This window comes from Streptomyces agglomeratus (assembly GCF_001746415.1).
In the GTDB taxonomy this organism is placed as follows: Bacteria; Actinomycetota; Actinomycetes; order Streptomycetales; family Streptomycetaceae; genus Streptomyces; species Streptomyces agglomeratus.
The window spans coordinates 3,317,323-3,340,291 of record NZ_MEHJ01000001.1; the positions used below are offsets into that span (position 1 = coordinate 3,317,323).

At 71.2% G+C, this 22,969-nt stretch carries 20 protein-coding genes, 1 pseudogene and 1 riboswitch; of the genes and pseudogenes, 10 read left to right on the forward strand and 11 right to left on the reverse strand.

All coding sequences use genetic code 11. The features are described from left to right. The first annotated feature begins 80 nt into the window (after positions 1–80). Positions 81–1,715 carry a M23 family metallopeptidase gene (locus tag AS594_RS14105; RefSeq protein WP_069932889.1) on the forward strand — a complete coding sequence of 545 codons (1,635 nt, stop codon included), beginning with the start codon at positions 81–83 and terminating at the stop codon, positions 1,713–1,715. 254 nt (positions 1,716–1,969) lie between these two features. On the opposite strand, the gene pcrA is transcribed toward AS594_RS14105, so the two are convergent. After that, entirely contained in the window at positions 1,970–4,429 is a 2,460-nt protein-coding gene (pcrA, locus tag AS594_RS14110) for a DNA helicase PcrA (protein ID WP_069927381.1), read from the reverse strand. A 316-nt stretch (positions 4,430–4,745) separates the two neighbouring features. Further along, a riboswitch (cyclic di-AMP (ydaO/yuaA leader) is annotated at positions 4,746–4,907 on the forward strand. Here pcrA and AS594_RS14115 point away from each other — a divergent pair. Beyond that, the gene (locus AS594_RS14115) at positions 4,906–6,159 is read left to right on the forward strand and encodes a C40 family peptidase (protein WP_167368020.1); all 1,254 of its coding nucleotides are present in this window, start codon (positions 4,906–4,908) and stop codon (positions 6,157–6,159) included. (Overlaps the previous riboswitch by 2 nt.) An 89-nt stretch (positions 6,160–6,248) precedes the next feature. Here AS594_RS14115 and AS594_RS14120 read toward each other — a convergent pair whose 3' ends face one another. Next, the gene (locus AS594_RS14120; protein ID WP_069932888.1) at positions 6,249–6,602 is read right to left on the reverse strand and encodes a hypothetical protein; all 354 of its coding nucleotides are present in this window, start codon (positions 6,600–6,602) and stop codon (positions 6,249–6,251) included. Positions 6,603–6,955: 353 nt separating this feature from the next. Between AS594_RS14120 and AS594_RS14125 the strand changes: the two genes are divergently transcribed. Further along, positions 6,956–8,065 (forward strand): C40 family peptidase, encoded by a 1,110-nt coding sequence (locus AS594_RS14125; RefSeq protein ID WP_069930511.1) that lies wholly within the window; start codon positions 6,956–6,958, stop codon positions 8,063–8,065. A 163-nt stretch (positions 8,066–8,228) separates the two neighbouring features. Continuing rightward, positions 8,229–8,378 (forward strand): hypothetical protein, encoded by a 150-nt coding sequence (locus AS594_RS44670; RefSeq protein ID WP_167368021.1) that lies wholly within the window; start codon positions 8,229–8,231, stop codon positions 8,376–8,378. 24 nt (positions 8,379–8,402) lie between these two features. Here AS594_RS44670 and AS594_RS47925 read toward each other — a convergent pair. Next, positions 8,403–8,522, reverse strand: a pseudogene (locus tag AS594_RS47925) (alpha/beta hydrolase); the annotation flags it as partial. Positions 8,523–8,580: 58 nt separating this feature from the next. On the opposite strand from AS594_RS47925, the gene AS594_RS14130 reads away from it, so the two are divergent. Further along, positions 8,581–9,180, forward strand: coding sequence for an NADAR family protein (locus AS594_RS14130; RefSeq protein WP_069927385.1), 600 nt, complete (start codon positions 8,581–8,583; stop codon positions 9,178–9,180). 76 nt (positions 9,181–9,256) lie between these two features. On the opposite strand, the gene AS594_RS14135 is transcribed toward AS594_RS14130, so the two are convergent. After that, on the reverse strand, positions 9,257–9,952 hold the full coding sequence (locus tag AS594_RS14135; protein ID WP_069927386.1) for a LuxR C-terminal-related transcriptional regulator: 696 nt from the start codon (positions 9,950–9,952) through the stop codon (positions 9,257–9,259). Continuing rightward, positions 9,949–11,241, reverse strand: coding sequence for a PspC domain-containing protein (locus AS594_RS14140; RefSeq protein ID WP_069927387.1), 1,293 nt, complete (start codon positions 11,239–11,241; stop codon positions 9,949–9,951). The genes AS594_RS14135 and AS594_RS14140 overlap by 4 nt, the downstream gene beginning before the upstream one ends. Before the next feature lie 249 nt (positions 11,242–11,490). On the opposite strand from AS594_RS14140, the gene AS594_RS14145 reads away from it, so the two are divergent. Next, entirely contained in the window at positions 11,491–12,978 is a 1,488-nt protein-coding gene (locus tag AS594_RS14145; RefSeq protein ID WP_069927388.1) for a PspC domain-containing protein, read from the forward strand. Beyond that, positions 12,965–13,282: a hypothetical protein gene (locus AS594_RS14150; protein WP_069927389.1), complete on the forward strand. Its 318-nt coding sequence runs from the start codon at positions 12,965–12,967 to the stop codon at positions 13,280–13,282. The genes AS594_RS14145 and AS594_RS14150 overlap by 14 nt, the downstream gene beginning before the upstream one ends. On the opposite strand, the gene AS594_RS14155 is transcribed toward AS594_RS14150, so the two are convergent. The 5 genes from AS594_RS14155 to guaA all read right to left on the reverse strand — a co-directional run bounded on the left by AS594_RS14155 (position 13,189) and on the right by guaA (position 18,437). After that, positions 13,189–13,677 carry a DoxX family protein gene (locus tag AS594_RS14155; RefSeq protein ID WP_069930512.1) on the reverse strand — a complete coding sequence of 163 codons (489 nt, stop codon included), beginning with the start codon at positions 13,675–13,677 and terminating at the stop codon, positions 13,189–13,191. The two genes, AS594_RS14150 and AS594_RS14155, sit on opposite strands and share 94 nt — an antisense overlap. Before the next feature lie 191 nt (positions 13,678–13,868). Next, positions 13,869–15,134: a hypothetical protein gene (locus tag AS594_RS14160; RefSeq protein ID WP_069932886.1), complete on the reverse strand. Its 1,266-nt coding sequence runs from the start codon at positions 15,132–15,134 to the stop codon at positions 13,869–13,871. A 98-nt stretch (positions 15,135–15,232) separates the two neighbouring features. Then, on the reverse strand, positions 15,233–16,036 hold the full coding sequence (locus AS594_RS14165) for a class II aldolase/adducin family protein (protein WP_069927391.1): 804 nt from the start codon (positions 16,034–16,036) through the stop codon (positions 15,233–15,235). A 65-nt stretch (positions 16,037–16,101) separates the two neighbouring features. After that, a complete protein-coding gene (locus tag AS594_RS14170; protein ID WP_069927392.1) occupies positions 16,102–16,692 on the reverse strand; it encodes a Uma2 family endonuclease in 591 nt (196 codons plus the stop codon). A gap of 122 nt (positions 16,693–16,814) precedes the next feature. Then, on the reverse strand, positions 16,815–18,437 hold the full coding sequence (gene guaA, locus AS594_RS14175; protein ID WP_069935117.1) for a glutamine-hydrolyzing GMP synthase: 1,623 nt from the start codon (positions 18,435–18,437) through the stop codon (positions 16,815–16,817). A gap of 270 nt (positions 18,438–18,707) precedes the next feature. Here guaA and AS594_RS14180 point away from each other — a divergent pair, with 270 nt between their 5' ends. The 3 genes from AS594_RS14180 (at position 18,708) to AS594_RS14185 (ending at position 21,062) form a co-directional block, all read left to right on the forward strand. Beyond that, a complete protein-coding gene (locus tag AS594_RS14180; protein WP_069935118.1) occupies positions 18,708–19,037 on the forward strand; it encodes a chorismate mutase in 330 nt (109 codons plus the stop codon). A 336-nt stretch (positions 19,038–19,373) separates the two neighbouring features. Then, positions 19,374–19,571, forward strand: a complete 198-nt coding sequence (locus tag AS594_RS43925) for a hypothetical protein (RefSeq protein ID WP_141743766.1) — start codon at positions 19,374–19,376, stop codon at positions 19,569–19,571. A gap of 261 nt (positions 19,572–19,832) precedes the next feature. Continuing rightward, the gene (locus AS594_RS14185; protein WP_141743765.1) at positions 19,833–21,062 is read left to right on the forward strand and encodes an LPXTG cell wall anchor domain-containing protein; all 1,230 of its coding nucleotides are present in this window, start codon (positions 19,833–19,835) and stop codon (positions 21,060–21,062) included. Between the two features lie 73 nt (positions 21,063–21,135). Here AS594_RS14185 and AS594_RS14190 read toward each other — a convergent pair whose 3' ends face one another. Further along, positions 21,136–22,965 (reverse strand): GMC oxidoreductase, encoded by a 1,830-nt coding sequence (locus tag AS594_RS14190; RefSeq protein WP_069927396.1) that lies wholly within the window; start codon positions 22,963–22,965, stop codon positions 21,136–21,138. Between the last annotated feature and the right edge of the window lie 4 nt (positions 22,966–22,969).

Below are 22,969 nucleotides of genomic sequence, written 5' to 3' on the forward strand. Positions count from 1 at the left end.
CGCCACTGCTTTGCCTCTGGGGTCCCCTCCCGGACCCCAGCCCCCACAGGTCCTGCATTGCCGAGGCGAGAGAGAAGTTGGTGGACGACCAGCACGCCCACGCCGGGTACGACGGCTACTCCACCGGCAGCTTTCAGACAGATCCCCTCTTCGGAGCGCTCCCTTCCCAGGGGACCCACTACGAAGCGGGCCACAGCGGCCAGTACGACACCGCCCACTGGGACACCACAGGTACCCAGCAGCCGGCCGGTTACGCCTACGGCACGCATCAGCACCCACAGCAGCAGCACGACACCACCGGGGCATGGCCCGCCCCCGCGCATCAGACAGCGGCCGACATTCCGGCCCAGTCCACCGGCCAGTGGGACTCCAACACCTGGAACCAGACAGGCCAGTTCGGGACGGGACAGCTGGAGACCGGGCAATTCGAGACCGGGCAATTCGAGACCGGGCAGTTCGGGACAGGCCAGTTCAACACCAGCCACTTCCCCACCGGCCCGTACGAGACGGGCCAGTACGACTCGGCCCAGTTCACCCAGGCCGCCGACGCCACCGGCCAGTGGAGCACGACGCCGGGGTACGACACCGGCGCGTACGACGCCACCGCCTGGAACTCCGGCCACACGGACGGCCACACCGGCGTGTACGAGACCGCCACGGCGCAGCAAGTCTTCTACGAAACAGCCGAGTTCCCCCAGGCCGATCTCCTCGAGAACCCTGCGGCGTACGAACCGGACGCATCCCAAGAAGCGCCGCACGAAGCGCAGGACCGGCACGACGAGCCCGCCAACACGCCCGAGGCGGAACACGAATACGCCTCGGAGTACGCGCCCGAACACGAGCCTGAACACGAGCCGGAAAACGACCCGGACCTCGAACACGCGCCGGCCGCGGAACCGGCCGTCACCCGCGCCGCCGCCCCCGGCTCCCGCTCGGCCCGCCGCAGCGCCGGCAACTCCGGCCGCGGCCGCCGCCGTACACCCGCCAAACGCTCCGCACTCCTCACCGTCGCCGTCCCCTCCGCCTGCGTGATGGGTGTGGCAGGCATCGCCGCCGCCTCGGTCGGCAGCGTCGGCGGCGGCGCCCCCGCCGAGGAGAAGAAGGACACCACCACGACCGCGTCGGCGGCCGACCCCGGTTCGGTGAAGCCGGTGGCGGTCAACAACAAGCTCGACACGCAGCTGGCCAACCTCAGCACGGACGCCGAGGACTTCGCCGACCGCGCCAGCCGGACGCAGGAACGTATCGACCTCCAGGCCCGCCAGGCCGCCGAGAAGAAGCGCAGGGCCGAGGAGGCCGCCCGCAAGGAGGCCGCCCGCCCGAAGTTCGCGCTCCCGGTCGAGCAGCACGGCCTCAGCGCGTACTACGGCCAGGCCGGTGTCAACTGGATGTCCGTGCACTCCGGCATCGACTTCCCGGTCGGGTACGGCACACCGGTGATGGCCGCGACGGACGGCACGGTCCGCACGCAGTTCAACACCGCTTACGGCAACATGGCGATAGTGACCGCCGCCGACGGCACGGAGACCTGGTACTGCCACCTCAGCAGCACCAAGATCCGCTCCGGCTCCGTCCAGGCCGGCGATGTCATCGCGTACGCCGGCGATTCGGGCAACTCCACCGGCCCGCACCTCCACTTCGAGGTGCGCCCCGGCGGCGGGTCGGCGATCGACCCTCTGCCGTGGTTCCGCGGCCACGGCCTCAGCCCGACGTAGACGGCGCGCGCCACCTGCTCAGCGGCCTCGGACCACAGGGACACACCGGGCCGGACCCCCACGCCCCGGCGTCCCGGAGCCCGGGCAGTCGGCACCCAGCCCAGGCGCGCCACGCGGCGCCCTCGGCCAGCGATTCGGCGCGCGCCCACGCGCGCGCGCCCCCGATGCCCGTTCCGCGCCGTACCGCGCCGTACCGCGCCCGTCGGAAACCCATCGGAAACCGTCGGAGACCATCGGCGCCCGCGCGCCGCGCCCTACAGCTTCTCGACGGGCGCGTACCTCAGCAGCAGCTTCTTCGGCCGCTCGTCGCCGAAGTCGATCGTCGCCTGCGCGTCCGACCCCGTCCCCGTCACCGTCATCACCGTGCCGAGCCCGAACTGGTCGTGCGTGACCCGGTCTCCGACCGACAGCGCGACCACCGGCTTGTCCGACGTCCGCCGCGTGGCGAAGCCGGAAGCGCCGCCGCCTCCGCCCCGCGACCGCGAGGCCAGCGAGGACGACAGCGCCGAGGCGACGCCCGAAACCGGACCTGCCGGTACCTGCGCGCCCTTGCGCTTCCACGTCAGGTAGGTGTCCGGGATCTCCTCCAGGAACCGCGACGGCGGGTTGTACGAAGGCTGCCCCCACGCACTGCGCATGGAAGCGCGCGTCAGATAGAGCCGCTCGCGGGCGCGCGTGATGCCGACGTACGCGAGCCGCCGCTCCTCCTCCAGCTCCTTCGTCTGGCCGAGCGCACGCATGTGCGGGAAGACGCCGTCTTCCATGCCCGTCAGGAAGACCACGGGGAACTCCAGCCCCTTCGCGGTGTGCAGGGTCATCAGCGTGATGACGCCCGACCCTTCCTCGTCCTCGTCGGGGATCTGGTCGGAGTCCGCGACGAGCGCGACCTTCTCCAGGAACTCGGCCAGCGTGCCGGGCTCGTCGCTCTCGCGCTCCTGCTCGAACTCCAACGCCACGGCGGCGAGCTCCTGGAGGTTCTCGATGCGCGTCTCGTCCTGCGGGTCGGTCGACGCCTGCAACTCGGCGAGGTAACCGGTCCGTTCGAAGACGGCTTCGAGGACCGTGGCGGGCCCGGCGCCGGACTCGACGATCGTACGGAGCTCCTCCATCAGCGTGTTGAAGCGCTTCACGGCGTTCGCCGAGCGGGCCGCCATGCCGTACGCCTCGTCCACGCGCCGCAGCGCCTGCGGGAAGCTGATCTTCTCGCGCAGCGACAGCGCGTCGATCATCGCCTCGGCCCGGTCGCCGATGCCCCGCTTCGGTACGTTCAGGATGCGGCGCAGCGGAACGGTGTCCTCGGGGTTGGCCAGGACGCGCAGGTAGGCGAGGACGTCCCGGACCTCCTTGCGCTCGTAGAACCGGACGCCGCCGACGACCTTGTAGGGCAGCCCGACGCGGATGAAGATCTCTTCGAAGACACGGGACTGGGCGTTCGTACGGTAGAAGACGGCGACGTCGCCGGCCTTCGCGTCGCCCGCGTCGGTCAGCCGGTCGATCTCCTCGGCGACGAACTGCGCCTCGTCGTGCTCGGTGTCCGCGACGTACCCGGTGATCAGGGAGCCGGCGCCGGCCTCGGTCCACAGGTTCTTCGGGCGGCGGTTCTCGTTGCGCTCGATGACGGCGTTGGCGGCGGTGAGGATGGTCTGCGTGGAGCGGTAGTTCTGCTCCAGCAGGATCGTCTTCGCGTCCGGGTAGTCCTCCTCGAACTGGAGGATGTTGCGGATCGTCGCGCCGCGGAAGGCGTAGATCGACTGGTCGGCGTCGCCCACCACGCACAGCTCGCCGGGCGACCGGCCCTCGCCCGAGGGGCCCACCAGTTCGCGTACGAGCGTGTACTGAGCGTGGTTGGTGTCCTGGTACTCGTCGACCATGACGTGCCGGAAGCGCATCCGGTAGTGCTCGGCGACGTCCGGGAACGCCTGGAGCAGGTGCACCGTGGTCATGATGATGTCGTCGAAGTCCAGGGCGTTGGCCTCACGCAGCCGTGCCTGGTACATCGCGTACGCCTGCGCCAGCGTCTTCTCGAAGCCGTCGGCGGCCTGACCCGCGAAGGTCTCCTCGTCTATCAGCTCGTTCTTCAGGTTCGAGACCTTGGCGCTGAACGCCTTCGGCGGGAAGCGCTTCGGGTCGAGGTCCAGATCGCGGCAGACGAGTGCCATCAGGCGCTTCGAGTCGGCGGCGTCGTAGATCGAGAACGAGGACGTGAAGCCGAGCTTCTTCGACTCCCGGCGCAGGATGCGCACGCAGGCGCTGTGGAAGGTGGAGACCCACATGTGGCCCGCGCGCGGGCCGACGAGCTGCTCCACGCGCTCCTTCATCTCGCCGGCGGCCTTGTTGGTGAAGGTGATCGCGAGGATCTGGCCGGGGTGCACACCCCGCTTGGCCAGCAGGTACGCGATCCGGTGGGTCAGGACGCGGGTCTTGCCGGAGCCGGCGCCGGCCACGATGAGCAGCGGCGATCCGGCGTGCACGACGGCGGCGCGCTGCTCTTCGTTCAGCCCGTCGAGCAGCGCGGCGGCGTCCACGACGGGGCGCGGCGCGCCGTCCCTGTAGTGCGCGTCCCTGGGCGCCGGGGGCGCGTCGAAGGCACCCCCGAAGAGGTCGTGCGGGACCTCCTCCGGGGCGTGCTCCTCGGGGGGCGGCGGGGCTGTGTCCTTTGCGTACTCCGTGTGCTGGAGATCGGCCAGGAAGCTGTCGTCAAAGAGGCTGCTCATCGTCTACCAAGCTTAGGCGGGACCACCGACAGCCCGCCCCGGATTCCCACCAGCGGCAGCCCGCGACCGGGGGCCGGACCGGAGGAAGCCCGGCGCCGCCACGCCCGTTCGCCCGCGGCCGCCGGGTGTGACCTTGCGCACGCGCCCCCGGCGGTCGTCACTGGGTGGCGCGCACGGAGCACGCAACGGGACCAACTCGGCCATGTAACGGAAATGTATCGGGCATATCGAACATCGGGCTTCCCAGCAGTCATAAACCTTGGCTAGCGTGCCGGATCGGACAGCTCGTACCCCCACCGGCGAACAGCGCCGGAGCGTGCCGTCCACGCCTAATCCGGCCTGCCCAGAGGCAGTTCGGAGCCGGGGACCCACGCGCACGACCTGGGGTGAATCAGTCCGCAGTCCCGCGGACCGTAGGGCACCTTCCGTTCCGCCCGAACCCGACAGCTAACCCGGTAGGCGGTCCACGGAAGGAGATGCCGGCCTTGGCGTCGCATCGCAAGCCGCGTACCCGGGTGACCCGAGTACGCACGACCGCACCCGCACTGGGTATCACCACGGCCGCAATCGCCTCGGTCGGTCTGCTCGCCCAGTCAGCGGGGGCGGCACCCGCCGCGCCGACGGCTCCCCAGCCGACCGTCGAAGAGGTGCAGAAGAAGGTCGACGCCCTCTACCGGCAGGCCGGCACGGCCACACAGCAGTACAACCTGGCCAAAGAGGCCACGGACCAGCAGCGCAAATCCGTCGACGGCCTGCTCGACGCCGTGGCCGATCGCACCGGGAAGCTGAACGAGGCGCGGCGCAAGCTCGGCAACTACGCGGCGGCGCAGTACCGCTCGGGGGCGGTCACCCCGACCGCCGCGCTGCTCCTCGCGGACAGCCCGCAGGCGTACTTCGACCAGAACCGGCTGATGGACCGGATGACGGAACGCCAGCGGATGGACGTCACCGACTTCGAGAAGCAGCAGACGGAGGCGGCGAAGAAGCGCGCCGAGGCGACGCGGAGCCTGGAGAGCCTCACGGAGTCGCAGGCCACGCTCAAGTCCTCGAAGCAGGACGTGCAGCGCAAGCTCGCGGAGGCCCGCGATCTGCTGTCGCGGCTGAGCGCGCGAGAGAAGGCGCGGCTCGCGGAGCTGGAGAAGAAGCGCGAGGCGGAGGCGCGGCGCAAGGCCGAGGCGAAGGCGAAGGCGGAAGCCGAGGCCGAGGCCAGGGCGGAGGCGGAGGCGGAGCGCCGGCGGGAGCAGGCACAGGCGGACGAGAGCGGAACGGAGGCGGGTACGGGTACGGGCAGCGGCGCGGACACCGGCACGACTCCCGGAACCGGCACGGGCACGGGCACCGGAACTGGCACCGGCACCGGAACGGGCACCGATGCCTACGCCGCCAAGGCCGAGAAGGTCCTCGCCTTCGCCCGCGCCCAGATCGGCAAGCCGTACGTCTGGGGCGCGGCGGGCCCCAGCTCGTTCGACTGCTCCGGGCTGACCCAGGGCGCCTGGAAGGCGGCCGGTGTCGATCTTCCGCGTACCACCTGGGACCAGGTGAACGTCGGCACCCGCGTCGCGACCGACAACCTCAAGCCGGGTGACCTCGTCTTCTTCTACGACGACATCAGCCACGTCGGCATCTACATCGGCGGCGGCAAGATGATTCACGCTCCGAAGCCCGGCGCGTACGTCCGCGAGGAGTCGATCTACTACATGCCGATCTACGGCAGCGTCCGCCCCGCGTAGGGAATCCGGGGAAGCACCGGCACCGGTCGCGGCGTGATCCGAACACCGGAATCACGCCGCGACCGGTGGTACGCGGCGGTGCGCAGCCCTCAGGTCCAGAGAACCGCGATGAAGATGTTGGCGACGGTCAGTCCCCCGACCGCCCCGAAGACCGCCTTCTCGACCTTCTCGTCGTCGCGCTTGACGTACACCAGCCCGAGGATCACGAGCAGGACGGCGAGCTTGATGCCGATCTTGAGGTTGTTCACCGCCTGGTCGTCGGCCTGATTGAGTCCCACCAGCACCACGCCCGTGACGAGCATGGTCAGCGCGCCGTGCAGCATCGCCGGGACGAAGCGGGCGGTGCCGGAGCCCATCGCCTTCATCTGCGTCAGGAAGCCGCCGAGCAGCGAGGCGATGCCGATGATGTGCAGGCCGACGAAGACATTGATGAGTACGTCCATGAACCGGAGCCTAGCTCTGGCCATAGCAGGCCCCGACGCCAGGTTCGGGTGGCATCGCAGTTTTGGTCACGGCAGAGCGGAATGCTTGCTTCCGGCGCGATTCCGCTTTTCAACCACGCTCATACGCAGGCCGATTTCGAGCACTGTCGGTCAACCCTCCGCTCCCCCGTGACCCCCAGGTTTAGCGTCCTTCCCCAGGTGACCGACTCCCCACCGCCGTTCCTCCCCGGAGCGGCAGTCGGCCACCACCGCCGAGAATCCGGCGGCGGTCCCGCTCCCCTGTGCGGGCCGCCGTCGGGTGCGAGCGGCTCGACGTACAGCGACGTACAGGACGGAAGGACGTGGACGCCCTCGTGGCCACGCACCGAAAGCCCAAGCAGCGCACGCTCACCGGCAGCACCGCACGCACCGCCCTCACGTTCGCGCTGGCCGGGGCGGCGAGCACCACGGCGTTCGACGGCGTCGGGCACGCGGAACCCGCCCTCACCCCCGCTCAGGTGAAGGCGAAGGTCGATCAGCTCTACCACGACGCCGAGGTCGCCACCGAGAAGTACAACGGTGTGAAGGAGAAGGCGGACAGGTCCGGCGAAGCACTGGACGAGCTGCGCGACGAGGCCGCCCGCAGGACCGAGCGCCTCAACACCACGCGCGACGCGCTCGGTTCCCTCGCCACCGCGCAGTACCGCACCGGCGCCGTCGACCCGGCCGTGCAGCTCGCGCTGACGTCCGACCCGGACGAGTACCTGGAACGTGCGGCGATCGCCGACCGTGCGGGCGACCGGCAGGCCGCGGCCGTCACCGGGGTCCGGCAGCAGCTGGGCGAGATCGCACAGCTGAAGGCGGAGGCGGACGACCGGCTGGCCGAACTCACCGCGCAGCAGAAGGACTTACGGAGACACAGATCGAAGATCCAGGACAAGATCGGCGCCGCCGAGAACCTGCTGTCCCGGCTCACGGCCGAGCAGCGGGCGCAGTACGCACGGCAGGACGGCCACGGCGCATCGCCCGCCGCCGCTTCCCGTGCCGACCGGACCGACCGTACCGACCGGACCGACGGAATCTCCGGGAGCGACCGGACTGGCGGACGCACCGGTCCGGCGCAGACGGCGCCCAACTCGCGCGCCGGGCAGGCGGTCTCCTTCGCGTACGGAGCGATCGGCAAACCGTACGTCTGGGGCGCCACGGGGCCGTCCGCCTTCGACTGCTCGGGCCTGACGCAGGCGGCCTGGAGGGCGGCGGGCGTCTCGCTGCCCCGTACGACGTACACGCAGATCAACGCCGGCCGGCGCGTCTCACGCTCGGAGCTGGCCCCCGGAGACCTGGTCTTCTTCTACTCCGGCATCAGCCACGTGGGCCTCTACATCGGCGACGGCCGGATGATCCACGCGCCGCGTCCCGGCGCCCCGGTCCGTGTGGCGCCGATCGACGAGATGCCGTTCACGGGAGCGACGAGGCCGGCCTAGGGCTCCGCCGGTGGCCGTGCGTCCGGATGCGGGTGCGGCATGGAGGTCTCGGACCCTGGAGACGGGGTAGGCGACGTATGCAGAGCACGCGGGTGAGCACGCGCGTCATGTCACGTCGTGCCGCATGCGCGCCACACGCCACAACCGTGAACGGAGGGCCACCATGCCGGGCATCATCAACCGGATCAAGCAGTACGCGAGCAGCCCCCAGGGGCGCCGGACGATCGCACAGGCACGCCGGGCGGCGTCCGACCCCCGCAAGCGCAGCCAGGCCAAGCAGCTGCTGGGGCGGCTGCGGGGCCGGCGGCACTGAGCGCGGGCGGTGGGGCGAGTGCCGCCTCACCGCCCAGTCACCGATCCGCTCGGTGGCCCGGCCCACCGGGATGCCCGAGTAACTGTGCCCGACCAGCACCACGTCGCGCAGATCCAGTCGTTCGGTCTCGCCGACGATGTCCTGGCCGCGTCCGAGATCAATTGCCTTGAGGCGGCCGACCCCGGTGTGGGACGGTGCGCCCATGCCCAGCGATCGTCGTATCCCCCTCCCCAGGTCCGTCGGGGAGGCCATCACCGCGGAACAGACCGCCGGTGACCGGCACCGCCCGCGCTACCTCTACTTCTGGGGCCACCGGCCCACCCGCGGCGCCGCCGCCGGGCCCGGCTGCCTCAGCCAGTGGTGGCCCGTGGAATTCACCGAGGACGGGCACACGTACCGCTCCGCCGAGCACTACATGATGGCCCACAAGGCATGGCTCTTCGACGACCCGAAGTCCGCCGCCGCGATCCTCCGTGCCGAACACCCCGCCGAGGCGAAGGCCCTCGGCCGCCGGATCTCCGACTTCGACGAGCGGACCTGGCGCGAGCACCGCTACGGCATCGTCGTACGCGCCGGCATCGCCAAGTTCGGTCAGCACGAGGCCCTTCTCCAGTACCTCCTCGCCACCCGGGACCGCGTCCTCGTCGAAGCCAGTCCACTCGACCGGATCTGGGGCATCGGTCTCGCGGCCGACGACGCGCGCGCCGCGTCCCCCACCACCTGGCGCGGCCTCAACCTGCTCGGCTTCGCCCTCATGGACGCCCGCGACGCGCTGACCGACGCGGGCGCGGGTACGTCGTGACCCGTCACGCGGCGGCGCTGTGACGCGGTGGCCCCGTAACGCGGCTACCGATGCGTGGGAAGCGGCCGCGTGACGGTCAGACCAGGCGGCGCGCCGTGGCCCATCGCGTCAGCTCGTGCCGGTTCGAGAGCTGGAGCTTGCGCAGTACGGCCGACACATGCGACTCGACCGTCTTCACCGAGATGAAGAGCTGCTTCGCGATCTCCTTGTACGCGTAACCCCGTGCGATCAGCCGCAGCACCTCGCGCTCCCGCTGCGTGAGCCGGTCCAGGTCCTCGTCCATCGGCGGAGCGTCCGTCGACGCGAACGCGTCCAGCACGAAGCCCGCGAGCCGGGGCGAGAAGACGGCGTCGCCGTCCTGCACGCGGAAGACGGAGTCGACCAGATCGGTGCCCGTGATCGTCTTCGTCACGTACCCGCGCGCACCGCCCCGGATCACGCCGATCACGTCCTCCGCCGCGTCCGACACCGAGAGCGCCAGGAAACGCACCGGGTTCTCCACCGCCCCCATCAGCGGCGCGCACCGGCGCAGGACCTCCACGCCGCCCCCGCCGGGCAGGTGGACGTCGAGCAGGACGACCTCCGGGCGGGTCGCCGTGATGACCGTGACCGCCTGGTCGACGTCCGCGGCCTCGCCCACCACCTCGACGCCGGTCGTCGCGGTCTGCCCGATCTCCGCCTGCACTCCCGTACGGAACATGCGGTGGTCGTCCACCAGCACCACCCGCACGTGCCGGCCGGGCCTCTCCTGGGTTCCCTCGGTCTCGGTCATCCGTCCGCCGCCCTCTCCATCTCAAGCTCGACTTCCGTGCCCCCGTCGGGCGCGGAACGCAGCCTCGCCGTGCCGCCGTTGCGCTGCATACGGCCGATGATCGATTCTCGTACGCCCATACGGTCGCCCGGTACCGCGTCGAGATCGAACCCCGGCCCCCGGTCCCGTACGGACACGAAGACCGTCCGGCCCTCGACCTCCGCGTAGACCTGCACCGCCCCGCCCTCGCCACCGTACTTGGCGGCGTTCACCATCGCCTCGCGCGCTGCCTGCATCTGTGCGGCCAGTTTGTCGTCGAGCGGGCAGTCGCCGACGACCACGACCTCCAGCGGTACGCCGTGCTTGTCCTCGACCTCGGCCGCCGCCCGCTTGACCGCCTCGGCCAGGGTGTCGGGCTCCTCGGACTCGTCCTTGCCGGTGCCCTCCGGTTTGTAGAGCCAGTTGCGCAGTTCCCGCTCCTGCGCCCGCGCCAGGCGCCGCACCTCGCCCGGGTCCTCCGCGTTCCGCTGGATCAGCGTCAGGGTGTGCAGTACCGAGTCGTGCACATGCGCGGCGACCTCGGCGCGCTCCTGGGCCCGGATGCGCATCAGGCGCTCCTCCGACAGGTCCTGCGTCATACGGACCAGCCAGGGCCCGGCCAGCAGGGCTATGCCGGCCACGACCGCGAGCGCCGCCGTCAGTACGTTGCCGAGCTGTGCGGCGGACCCCCGTACCACCAGGAACGCGGTGAGCCCCATGCCGACCAGCGCCACGCCCGCCAGGCCGCGCGCGAGTTGCAGCATCCGGCGGCGGCGGGGGGTCTCCGTCCAGTGGGCGCGGCGCGCGTTGTCGGCCTGGCGCCATACGAGGACGACGCCGAGGCCGATCAGCAGGGCGGGCCAGACGTAGCGTCCGGCCTGACCGCCGACTTCGACATGGGTGACGAAGGTGACGGCGCCGACGAGCAGCGCGATGAGCGCGAAGACCTGGCCCTTGTCGGGCTTGCGCAGTTTGCGCCGTCCGTCGGGCGTGGTCTCGAACGCCGAGCGGGGCGCGTCCACACCGCCGACGCCGAGCGGCACCACGAACCAGAAGACGGCGTACAGCAGCGCGCCGAGCCCGTCCGAGAGGAAGAGCACGAAGAACACGATCCGCACCCAGACGACGGGCAGTCCCAGGTGCCCCGCGAGCCCGCGCGCGACACCACCGAGCATGCGCCCTTCGGCGCTGCGGTAGAGCTTGCGCGGCTGCGTCTCCTCCGGTTCGGGTGCGCGGGAGCTCGCGGCTCGGCGGGGCGTGGCGACTGGCATGTCCCGATGGTCACACGTGCGTGTGGGGCGGGGCATCAGGGTCGTCCCCCTACGTGCCCCTGACCTCTGCCCGGTCGGCTCCGGAGGGGCTCACGCCGGTCGCGGTCCGAGCCCGTGCGCCGGGGTGTCGACGACGCGGGTCGCCAGCCGGTGAGGGGCGGGGCCCACGGCTCATCCGGGGGCGAAATCAGGGATTCACCAGGGTCGGGGCGGGTGCCGCCGCGCCGTACCGCCCCTCACCATGGACGTATGACTCAGCCGTACGACGCCGCCGCTCCCCCGGCCGCCGAAGACCCGCAGCCACCGCTGCGCCGCAGCAGGCGGCAGAAGGTGGTGGGCGGCGTCTGCGGCGGGCTCGGCCGGCACTACGACCTCGACCCGGTGATCTTCCGGATCGGCCTCGGCGTACTGGCTGTCACCGGCGGTCTCGGCCTGATCTTCTACGGCTTCGCCTGGCTGTTCATCCCCCTGGACGGCGAGGAGGAGAACGAGGCCCGCCGGCTGCTGACGGGGCGGGTCGACGGCGCCACCCTCATCGCCGTGCTTTTCGCCCTGGCCGGCTGCGGCCTCTTCCTCTCCATGCTGAACAACGGCACCGTGCTCGGCTTCGCCGTCCTGCTCTCGGTCGCCCTCACCGGCGCCACCTACTGGTCCCAGCGCCGCCGCCTGGTCGACCCCGAAACAGGTCCGGCCGACCCGGTGACCGCGCAGGTGGCCGCCGTCGCGCCGCCCGAGACCCAGGCACCGCCCGGCCCCGGCGCGCCCTCCTGGTGGCGGGACCCGATCATCAAGGACGGTACGACGGGCCCGGTCGGCACGGGCTACCTGTGGGGCCCCGAGGACACGGTCGTGACCAAGGCCCCCGGCCGCACCACGGGCCCGGCGCCCGCCACCGGCCTTCCACCGCGGCAGCGGCCCGGCCAGGCGTCGCGCGGGCCGCGCGGCATCGGCGGACGGGTGTTCCTGCTGGCCGTACTCGCGGCCGGGCTCGGCACGGGCCTGACGTGGGACGCCCAGCCGCTCGGTACGAGCCTCCAGATCGGCCTGTCCTGTGCACTGGCCGTCTTCGGGCTCGGCATCGCCTTCAGCGCGTTCCTCGGGCGTACGGGCGTCGGCACGATCCTGCTCACCGTGGTCACGGCGGTGATGCTGGCGGGCGCCTCCGCGCTGCCGAAGGAGATCTCCACGGACTGGATGCGTACGACCTGGAAGCCCGCCTCCGCCTCGGACGTGCGCCCCTCGTACGAACTCGGCTCGGGCGTGGGCACGCTGGACCTCAGCGGCGTACGCGTCCCGGCGGGCTCGTCGGTGGCCACCCGGGGCGAGGTGGGTGCGGGGCAGCTCAGGGTCGTCGTACCGAGGGACGCGACGGTGGAGGTCCACATCACGGTGGGTGTCGGTGACATCCAGCTGCCGGGGCAGAAGCGGCAGGACTTCGACGTCCGGACGGACCAGGACCGGAGTTACACGCTGAAGCCGGTGAACCCGCCGGCCTCACCGGCCCCGCCGGCCCCGTCGGCCCCACAAGCCCCAACAGCCCCGTCGGACAACGCAACAGACCAGCCGGACCAGCCGGCCCCGTCACAGCCGTCACCGCCGTCACAGCCGGCGCAGCCGACGGACCCGTCACAGTCGGCGGACGCCACGAAGCCGGCCGGCACCAAGCCCGCCGGGACCCTTCAGCTGCGTCTCGAAGTCGGCGTCGGACAAGTGGAGGTAACCCGTGCCGCGAAGTGACTCCCGGGACGGTGAGCGTCGCACCGGCCGGCGCCCCCCGCGCTTCCGGCACGAGTTCAAGCCCGGCAAGCTGATCAGCGGCCTTGTGGTGCTGGGCACGGCCGCGGCGTACACCGGAGACGCCACGGGTGACTGGCAGATCCCCGCCCACCTGGGGCTCCCCGTCATCTTCCTCGGGCTGCTGCTCGCCGGCGCGGCGAGCTGGACGGCCTACAGCGTGCGCCGCCGGCGCGCCGCGAGGGCGGCGTCGACCGAGAAGTACGCGGCTCCGGCGAGCACCAGCGGCAGCCAGGCCATGAGGTAGATCAGGTCGTTGCCGTAGTAGTACGGATCGGACGCCCAGCTCACGGTCAGCCACAGGCTCAGCGAGATCAGCGCCCCGCCGAGCGCGGCCAGGCGGGCCAGGACTCCGAGGAGCGTGCCGATGCCGACGGCGAGTTCGCCGATCCCGATGGCGTATCCGAAGCCCACCGGGTTCTTGAGCGCGAGATCGACGAGGGCGGGGATCGCCGACGTGTCGCGCACGCCGCGCATCATCTCGCCGATCGAACCGGTGCCGCTCGCCGACATGAACTGACTGTCCGTGAGCTTGTCGAGGCCGGCGTAGATGAAGGTGACGCCCAGGAAGATCCGCAGGGGCAGCAGCGCGTAACGGCGCGCCGTGGCCCGCACACCGCGCCCGTACGGATCGTCACCCATGCCCGCGCCCCTGCCGGTGCCCGTCATGCTGCCGTTGCCGCCGGCCCGATACCCGTGAGTCATGGTCTGGTCCCGCCTCTCCGAAGCGTCAGCGCCGCCCGTGCGGCGCGGGCACGATTGTGCCCGCGCCTCTCGAAGAGGGATACGTACGCAGCGGTGATCCGGCTCAAACGGCAGGTCACGGGTGTTGCTCAGTCGGTGACGTCGATCGTCACCCGGTCGGTCTCCGCACCCGCCGCCGTGACGACCTGCACATCGACGCGGCCCGGCTCGACCTCCACCGGCACCGGCACGGTCAGCACCGTGTCCGTCGGGTTGGCGAAACCGCCGGGCACCGGGATGAGCGGCACGTGGACGTGCACCGTCCCGATCCGTACGACCATCCGGGCCAGCCGGTCGGGGGTCGCGGCACCGGGCGGTACGAAGCCCGCACCACGGATCTCGATGTCGTCGCCGGTGCGGATGGGCGCGTCGAGGTCGCCCGCCTCCCTGGCCCGTACGACCGACAGCACCACCGGCCGACCGCCCTCCGCGAACTTCCCCGCGAAGTACGTCGCCGCCGACACCACGACCAGCAGGGCCAGGCCCCACGGCAGGTCGGGCAGCTGCTCGGGCCGCCGGGCGAGACGTACCGCCGCGAAGACCACCGCGACCGCGTTCACCAGGACGTACTGCACATCGGCGAAGTTGCCCCGGCCCGCGTCGTCGGTGAGGAGGTCGGCGGCCCGGGGGCGGTCGGCCCGTACCTTCTGGAGCAGGCGGGAGAGGACGCGGACGGTCACCACATGGCGTACGACGACGGCGATGGCGCAGGTCAGCGCGAGCACGGTCAGCATGCCGAGGCCACGGGCGAGTTCGAGACCGGCGATGAGCGCGTCGCGGTCGGCGTGCTCGGAGGCGCCGGCGAGCTGGATCGCGATCACCAGCACCGCGAAGACGACGAGCAGCACCCAGCTCCCGGCGACGGCGCGCGAGGTCGACAGCCGGTTGTCCTCCCCGATGAGGGGCGCCAGGAGGCCACCGCGCGCCCGGTGGGTGCGCGCGGCGGCGGTCAGCAGGGCGGCGGTGACGAGCGCGGCGACGAGGCCCGCCGTGCGGGCCGTGGTCCAGCCGCTCCCGATGGCGGTGAACGCCTCGGCGAGCGTCAGCACGATCACGCCGCCCCACACCACGAACAGCGTGGAGCGCCACACCATGGCCAGCCACGCCTCGCCCGCCTCGCGGCTGCGTTCGGCGACCGCGCGGGCCGACTGGGTCAGTTCGTCCGACACCCACTGGCGCGAGGCGCCGGCGGAGTGGGCGACGGCGGCGGGCAGGCCCTCGCCCGCGGCCAGGCCGTCGCGCTTGGCGAGGAAGGCGGCCACCGCGCGGTGGTGTCCCTCGCGGGCGCCGTGCGGGCAGTCACCGCACGTGCAACCGCCACTGTGCGTGCTCTGTCGTGCCTCTTGCACAGCCACGGAAGTTGCCGCCCTCTCGAACCCGCCGAAGGGAACCTCCCTCCGGCGTAGGGGAATTCTGCCGTACGGAGGGGGGTCTCCGCTTCACCCGTAGGGGGCTACGCGAACAGCTCCGGTTCCGCCCTGCTGATGCGGCGCCACAGCGGCTGGTGGTTGATCCACGCGACGAGGTCGCCGCCCAGCTGGTCCCGGGTGGCGACGGCGTCCTTGTGGTCGATCGGCACGGGCCGGCCGGCCGCCTTCGCGGCGAGCTGGACCTGGCAGCAGCGTTCCATCGCGATGAACCACCAGGCCGCCGCGTCCACCGAGTCCCCGACGGTCAGCAGCCCGTGATTGCGCAGGATGACGGCCTTGTGCGGTCCGAGCGCGCCGGCGATCCACCGTCCTTCCTCCTCGTCGACACTGACGCCGGTGTACGCGTCGTACAGGGCGTGGTCCTCGTAAAAGGCGCACGCCTCCTGGGTGATCGGATCGAGCAGCTCGCCCAGCGCGGACAGCGCGCGGCCGTGGACGGAGTGCGTGTGGGCGACGGCCACGACGTCCGGCCTGGCCCGGTGCACCTGCGCGTGGACGAGAAACGCCGCCTGGTTGACGTGGCTTCGGCCCTCGACGACCTGGCCCTCGCCGTTGACGAGGATCAGATCGCTCACGGTCATGTCGGCGAAGGACAGTCCGAAGGGGTTCACCCAGAAGCAGTCGGCGTACTGCGGGTCGCGTGCCGTGATGTGCCCCGAGACGCCTTCCTCGTACCCGTACTGCCCGAACAGCCTGAGGGCGGCGGCCAGCCGTTCCTTCCGGTACTGGCGCTCTTCGGCGGCGGTCGCGTGGGTGGGCGGCATCGCGAAGTGCAGCTGCTCGACGGGTACGGGCGCCGGGACGGGCGCGGGTGTCTCGGACGTCATGGAGCGGAAGCTACCGCGCGGTACGGCAGGTGAACAGGGGTCTGCGGCTTGTCGCGCGCGGGCGGCTACAGCTCGTCGATCGCGGACAGGTCGATGTCCACGGAGAAGGGAACCGACAGCTTGAGCCGGTCGTGGTGGATGCCGACAAGGCCGTACGCCTTGGTGGCGGGGTCGAGTTCGTAGACGTACACGACCGGACGGCCGTCGTCGCCGCGTTCCACTCGCCAGAAGTGGGCGATGCCTCCCTGGGCGTAGATCTGCGGCTTACGCTCACGGTCCCGCTTCTCCGAGTCGGGTGAGACCACCTCCACCGCGAGGAGCACGTCCTCGGCCCGGTAGTGCGTCTCCTGCGAGTCGGTCACCGCTGCGGCGCGGATCACCGACACATCCGGCTCGGGGCCCTGCCTCTTGTCGACGACGACGGTCATCTCCCGCCGCACCCGAAGATCCCTGGGCACTGTCGTGCGCAGGCCTGGGACCAACAGGTCCATCGCCAGAGAGTGGAAACTCCTCTGCGGGCTCACGAAAACCAGGCTCCCGTCGATCAGCTCGGTGTGCGGCGGGAGGTCGGGCAGCGTCAACAGGTCGTCCACGGTGTAGCCGTCCTGCGGCGGCACCGGCCACGAGATCTCGGTGGGCAGCGGCTCAGCGGTCATGGTTCCTCCCATGGACGGGATTCTCGGGCCTGAGGCCAGCGTACCGAGCGGGTACGACGATGCCGCCGCCCAGACGGATGAGCGACGGCATCGGCGTTGACCCCGCACCTACTGAGCGGGGGTCACTCCCACTCGATCGTGCCCGGCGGCTTGCTCGTCACGTCGAGCACCACGCGGTTCACGTCCGCCACCTCGTTGGTGATGCGGGTGGAGATCTTCGCCAGTACGTCGTACGGCATCCGCGTCCAGTCCGCCGTCATCGCGTCCTCGGACGAGACGGGGCGCAGGACGATCGGGTGACCGTACGTCCGGCCGTCACCCTGGACGCCCACGGACCGTACGTCCGCCAGCAGCACGACGGGACACTGCCAGATGTCGCGGTCGAGACCGGCCGCCGTCAGCTCCTCGCGGGCGATCGCGTCGGCGTCGCGCAGCAGGTCGAGGCGCTCCTTGGTGACCTCGCCGACGATGCGGATACCGAGGCCGGGGCCGGGGAACGGCTGGCGCTGGACGATCTCCTCGGGGAGGCCGAGCTCCTGGCCGACCATCCGGACCTCGTCCTTGAACAGCTGGCGCAGCGGCTCGACGAGCTCGAACTCGATGTCGTCGGGCAGGCCGCCCACGTTGTGGTGGGACTTGATGTTGGCGGTGCCGGTGCCGCCGCCGGACTCGACCACGTCCGGGTAGAGCGTGCCCTGCACGAGGAACGCGACGTCCTCGCCCTCGGCGCCGGCCTCGGCGACGATCTCCGCCTGGGCCTGCTCGAAGACGCGGATGAACTCGCGGCCGATGATCTTCCGCTTCTCCTCGGGGTCGGAGACCCCGGCGAGCGCGTTCAGGAAGCGCTCCTGCGCGTCGACGACCTTCAGCTGGACGCCGGTGGCCGCGACGAAGTCCTTCTCGACCTGCTCGGTCTCGCCCTTGCGCATCAGACCGTGGTCGACGTACACGCAGGTCAGCTGGTCGCCGATGGCCTTCTGCACGAGCGCGGCGGCGACGGCGGAGTCCACGCCGCCGGACAGGCCGCAGATGGCGCGCTTGGTGCCGACCTGCGCCTGGATGGAGGCGATCTGCTCCTCGACGACGTTGTGCGTGGTCCAGTCGGGCTCGATGCCCGCGCCCCGGTAGAGGAAGTGCTCCAGGACCTGCTGGCCGTGCGTGGAGTGCATCACCTCGGGGTGGTACTGCACGCCGTACAGCTTCTTCTCGTCGTTCTCGAAGGCGGCGACCGGCACGACGTCCGTGGACGCGGTGACGGTGAAGCCCTCGGGCGCGGCGGAACAGGCGTCGCCGTGCGACATCCAGACCGACTGCTCGGTGGGGGTGCCCTCGAAGAGCGTGGAGCCGGCCTTGGAGACGGAGAGCGGAGTACGTCCGTACTCGCGCGCGCCGTTGTCGTCGACGGCGCCGCCGAGCGTCGTGGCCATCAGCTGGAAGCCGTAGCACATGCCGAAGACCGGAACTCCGGCCTCGAAGATCTCGCGGTCGAGCGTCGGGGCGCCCTCGGCGTACACGGAGGACGGGCCGCCGGAGAGGATGATCGCCTTCGGGTTCTTGGCCAGCATCTCCGCCACCGGCATGGTGCTGGGGACGATCTCGCTGTAGACGCGGGCCTCACGGACACGGCGGGCGATGAGCTGGGCGTACTGCGCGCCGAAGTCGACAACGAGGACGGCGTCGGGGGCGGCGGGGGCACTGCTGGCACGGGGCGGCCTTCCGGCGGTGAAGGGTGTCGGGACTGTCAATTCTAACGGGGGCCCGGCGTTCGCTTCGTCTCACCATACGAACCCCGGCGGCGACCGCAGGACGGCTGCGGGCATACTGGCCCCATGCACGAGCAGCTGAGCTTCCTCTTTACCTATGGCACCCGGTCCGACCGGTGCCATGGTCGAGCTGCTTGAGCTACTGACAAGCGACTTCACAGGCGCCCCGGGCCGACAAGGCCCGGGGCGTTCTGTCGTTTCCGGGCCCGATCGCCCCGGGGGCCGTACCCTCACCCACCAGGAGTTACGGACATGAGCACCCCCACCGCCACCGCCACCGCCACCGCCACGGCTGCGAAGACGAGCGCGACCGAGAAGACCGGTGCCCGCACCGACCAGGCCGCGGACCTGATCGGCAATGCCCGGGAGCGCATCGACTCGCTCGACGACAGGATCATCGGCCTGATCCAGGAACGCATGGCCGTCTCGGCCGTCATCCAGGAGGCCCGCATGACCTCGGGCGGGCGCCGCGTGAACCTGTCGCGCGAGATGGAGATCCTGGGCCACTACAGGGACGCCCTCGGAAAGCCCGGCACGGCGCTCGCGATGACGATGCTGGAGCTGTGCCGGGGCCGCATCTGAAACCGCGTCCGGGACGGACCTGAGTTCGGGCGCATCCTCACCCGTACGGCGCGTGACCGGGCCCGGCGGAGGTTCGTTGGTTCCGGTGTCCGCACCAGCCAGGGGCGGCGCGAAGGTAGAGAACCACGCGTGGCTCCGCCGGGGCGTGCGGCGTACTGCACGTACGTCGTGGGACCTCGCCCCGGCGCGTGTGACCGGTCGGCAGGGGACAGCAGCCCGGTCACCCGAGGCGGCCGGTTCCGGGGACGCCCGGAACCGGCCGGCCGTGTCCCACGGTCCGGCCCGTCCGGCCCGTCCGGCCCGTCCGGCCCGCCAAGGGTCCAATCCCGTCCCGTCATGTCCCGGATGTCGTCGAAACTGTTGCGCGGCGCGTGGCCCGGCAGCACGATGCGAGGGCAGCCCGCGTACGCCGGGCGGTCGCTGCCCCTGATCGGCACCACCCCGAGCGCCCTTCGTGCGCCGGGCAGGCCACCGGCGCTCGAAACCAGCGGCGCACCCCCCGGCGCCGCCCCCGCGGCACCGGCGCTGCCCTGACGCCGGTGCTGACGGCCCGGGGCCCCGTGGATCTCCCCCGTCCGCGGGGCCCTTCGCCGCGGCCCGAAGCGGTGCGGCGGGCGAGGTCGACGAAGCGCATGTGACGGACGCCACATAAGAAACGCGTGAGGTTCCGGGCAACCCTTTACGCCGGTCACAGGTCATCCATGCGAACCAACGGCCACCCGTGCACCCCCACTCACGGCGGCCCTCACATCTCGTATCGCCGTCCCGCGGTACGCCAGACTTTCTGAGGTCTACATGAAGCTTCGCCGCGCCATGGCCCTTGCGGCCGCGACGGCCGTCATAGCTCCTGCCGCTTTCCTGGCTGCGCCGGCCGCGTACGCAGAGGGTGACCCCGCTTCCACCACGCAGACGGAGACGACCGACCCGGGCCAGACGGACCCCGCGGCCGAGACCGACCCGGTCACCGACCCCGACGCCGAGACCGACCCGGCGACGGACCCCGAGACCGACCCCGAGACGGACCCGGCCACGGACCCGGAGACCGACCCGGCCACCGACCCCGAGACCGACCCGGCCACTGACCCGGCCACGGACCCGGAGACCGACCCGGTCACGGACCCGGAGACGGACCCCGTCACGGACCCGGCCACGGACCCGGAGACCGACCCGGCCACCGACCCGGAGACGGACCCCGTCACGGACCCGGAGACCGACCCGGTCACGGACCCGGAGACGGACCCGGCCACCGACCCGGAGACCGACCCGGGCGAGGAGGACCCCTCCACCGACCCCGGTGAGGAGGACCCCTCCCTCGACCCCGAGGAGGGCGAGGAGCCGATCTGCGAAGAGGCCTCCATCCAGGTCACCCTCGGCGGCTTCCCGAACAAGATCGTCGCGGGCAGCGGCTGGAAGAACTTCACGTTCAACGTGGAGAACACCGGTGAGAACGACATCGACAGCCTGGGCGTCTACACCGTCGCCACGTACCTCGACTCGGCGGGCGACGAGGACAAGCTCGTCGACAAGTACGCCCACTTCGAGTACAAGGACCCCGAGTCCGGCCAGTGGGTCAACGACCTGGACGGAACCGGGTTCAACAACGGCTTCTTCTTCGGCGAGTTCGCGCTCGACGCCGGCCAGAAGGTCAGCATCGATCTCCGCGTGATGATCGACAGCGGCGCGCCCGCGGGTGACGGCCTGGCGATCGCCGCCGGTGGTTACGACAACGGCGCCGAGGACGAGACGTACAAGTGCTTCGAGAACGGGAACGTCTACCCGTTCGCCGTCGTCAAGGCCGGTACCAAGCCGGGCCCCGTCGAGGACTCGAAGCCCAGTGGCCAGAAGCCCCCGGCCGACATCAAGCCGCAGGGTGACGTCCGGGCGATCCCGGTCACCGGCAACCTCGCCGAGACGGGTTCCTCCTCGGTCCTGCCGACCATCGGCATCGTCGGTGGCATCGCCATCGTCGCCGGCGCGGGTGTCGTCTTCGCGATGAAGCGCCGCAAGGACGACGCGATCGCGTAACAACGCACCGCGCGCAAAGCGGAGAAGGCGCTGCACTCGGAGGGGGGTGCAGCGCCTTTTCCGTGCTCGGGCGCTACTTCTTCGGCGGAATCGCCGGCATGCCGAGGAACGGCAGCCGCAGCGCGCCGAAAGCCTCCTGCGGCACCGCCGGTGCCTTCGGCTCGATCGCCGCCAGGCGCTCGTAGGCCGCGCCCTGCGCCGGGCGGACGTCCGGCTCGCCCTTGTTGGGCCAGTACGACATGGCCCGCTCCGCCTGCGCGGTGATCGTCAGTGACGGGTTGACGCCCAGGTTCGCCGAGACCGCCGAGCCGTCGACGACCGAGATGCCCGGGTGCCCGTACAGCCGGTGGTACGGGTCGATGACGCCCTGCTCCGCCGAGGCGCCGATCGCGCAGCCGCCGAGGAAGTGCGCGGTCAGCGGTGTGCCCATGAGCTCGCCTATGTTGCTGCCCGCGAAGCCGTTGATCTCTTCGGCGAGGATCGTCGCGGCGCGCGCCGCCTCGGGGATCTGCTTCGGGTTCGGGGCGCCGTGTCCCGGGCGGGCGGTGAGCAGGCCCTTCCCGATGCCGCCCGGCTTGCGGTGCGTCGTCAGGGAGTTGTCCAGCGACTGCATGACGAGGCCGATGATCGTCTTCTCCGACCAGCGGTAGTTGGAGAGCGACCGCAAGGTCAGCACGGGGTGTCGCGCGACGTTGCCGAGCCATCCCAGGGCGCGCGGGAACTTCTCGGCGTACGGGACCTGGAGGATGGACATCGCGCCCATCGCGTTGGAGCCCCTGCCGTAGCGGACCGGCTCGATGTGGGTGTTGGCGTCGGGGTGGATCGAGGACGTGATGGCGACGCCCCGGGTGAAGTCGGCCTTCGGCGCGCCGTGCTTCTTGCGGTAGCGGCGGTTCGTGGTCTGCGAGCCGACGAGGGCCTCGGAGTTGGTACGGGTCAGTTCGCCGAGCTTCGCGGAGACGCGCGGCAGGTCGCCCCGGTCCTTCATGGTGTGCAGGAGCGTCTGCGTGCCGTACGTACCGGCGGCCACGACGACCTGGCGGGCGCGCAGGACGCGCGGGGCGGTCTTGCGGCGGGCGTCGGTGGGAACGGTGGCGACGCGGTAGCCGCCGTCCGGGTGCTCGGCGAGGCCGACGACGGACGTCATGGGGTGGATCACGGCGCCGGCCTTCTCGGCCAGGTAGAGGTAGTTCTCGTTCAGGGTGTTCTTCGCACCGTGCCGGCAGCCGGTCATGCACTCGCCGCATTCGGTGCAGGCTCTGCGGGACGGGCCCGCACCCCCGAAGTACGGGTCGGGAACCTCCGCGCCGGGCCGGGCCGTTGTCTCACCGTCGGCGTCCTTGCCGTCGCCGTAGAAGACACCGACCGGCGCCATGTGGAACGTGTCGCCCACCCCCATGGCCTCGGCGGTCGCCTTCAGGTGGACGTCGGACGGCGTCATGGTCGGGTTCAGGCGCACCCCGAGCATGCGCCTGGCCTGGTCGTAGTACGGGGCGAGTTCGTCCTGCCAGTCGGTGATGTCGGCCCACTGCCGGTCCTGGAAGAAGGGAGCGGGGGGTACGTAGAGCGTGTTGGCGTAGTTGAGGGAGCCGCCTCCCACCCCCGCGCCCGCCAGGACCATGACGTTCCCGAGCAGGTGCACGCGCTGGATGCCGAACAGGCCGAGCGCGGGTGCCCACAGGTAGTTCTTGATGTCCCAGGAAGTCTTGGGCAGGGTCTCGCGGGTGAAGCGGCGGCCCGCTTCGAGGACGCCGACGCGGTAGCCCTTCTCCGTCAGGCGCAGCGCGGAGACGGACCCGCCGAAGCCGGACCCGACCACGATGACGTCGTAGTCGTACCCGGCGTCGTCGTGCGCGGAATCACCCGCAGCCTCCTGGCTGCGGACAGAGCTCTCCTGTGACATGGGC

Coding starts and splice junctions, on each gene's coding strand:
- pcrA (WP_069927381.1), bottom strand. CDS start 4,429: ATGAGCAGCCTCTTTGACGACAGCTTCCTGGCCGATCTCCAGCACACG.
- AS594_RS14115 (WP_167368020.1), top strand. CDS start 4,906: ATGCCGGCCTTGGCGTCGCATCGCAAGCCGCGTACCCGGGTGACCCGA.
- AS594_RS14120 (WP_069932888.1), bottom strand. CDS start 6,602: ATGGACGTACTCATCAATGTCTTCGTCGGCCTGCACATCATCGGCATC.
- AS594_RS44670 (WP_167368021.1), top strand. CDS start 8,229: ATGCCGGGCATCATCAACCGGATCAAGCAGTACGCGAGCAGCCCCCAG.
- AS594_RS14130 (WP_069927385.1), top strand. CDS start 8,581: ATGCCCAGCGATCGTCGTATCCCCCTCCCCAGGTCCGTCGGGGAGGCC.
- AS594_RS14135 (WP_069927386.1), bottom strand. CDS start 9,952: ATGACCGAGACCGAGGGAACCCAGGAGAGGCCCGGCCGGCACGTGCGG.
- AS594_RS14140 (WP_069927387.1), bottom strand. CDS start 11,241: ATGCCAGTCGCCACGCCCCGCCGAGCCGCGAGCTCCCGCGCACCCGAA.
- AS594_RS14145 (WP_069927388.1), top strand. CDS start 11,491: ATGACTCAGCCGTACGACGCCGCCGCTCCCCCGGCCGCCGAAGACCCG.
- AS594_RS14155 (WP_069930512.1), bottom strand. CDS start 13,677: ATGGGTGACGATCCGTACGGGCGCGGTGTGCGGGCCACGGCGCGCCGT.
- AS594_RS14165 (WP_069927391.1), bottom strand. CDS start 16,036: ATGACGTCCGAGACACCCGCGCCCGTCCCGGCGCCCGTACCCGTCGAG.
- AS594_RS14170 (WP_069927392.1), bottom strand. CDS start 16,692: ATGACCGCTGAGCCGCTGCCCACCGAGATCTCGTGGCCGGTGCCGCCG.
- AS594_RS14180 (WP_069935118.1), top strand. CDS start 18,708: ATGAGCACCCCCACCGCCACCGCCACCGCCACCGCCACGGCTGCGAAG.
- AS594_RS43925 (WP_141743766.1), top strand. CDS start 19,374: ATGTCCCGGATGTCGTCGAAACTGTTGCGCGGCGCGTGGCCCGGCAGC.
- AS594_RS14185 (WP_141743765.1), top strand. CDS start 19,833: ATGAAGCTTCGCCGCGCCATGGCCCTTGCGGCCGCGACGGCCGTCATA.
- AS594_RS14190 (WP_069927396.1), bottom strand. CDS start 22,965: ATGTCACAGGAGAGCTCTGTCCGCAGCCAGGAGGCTGCGGGTGATTCC.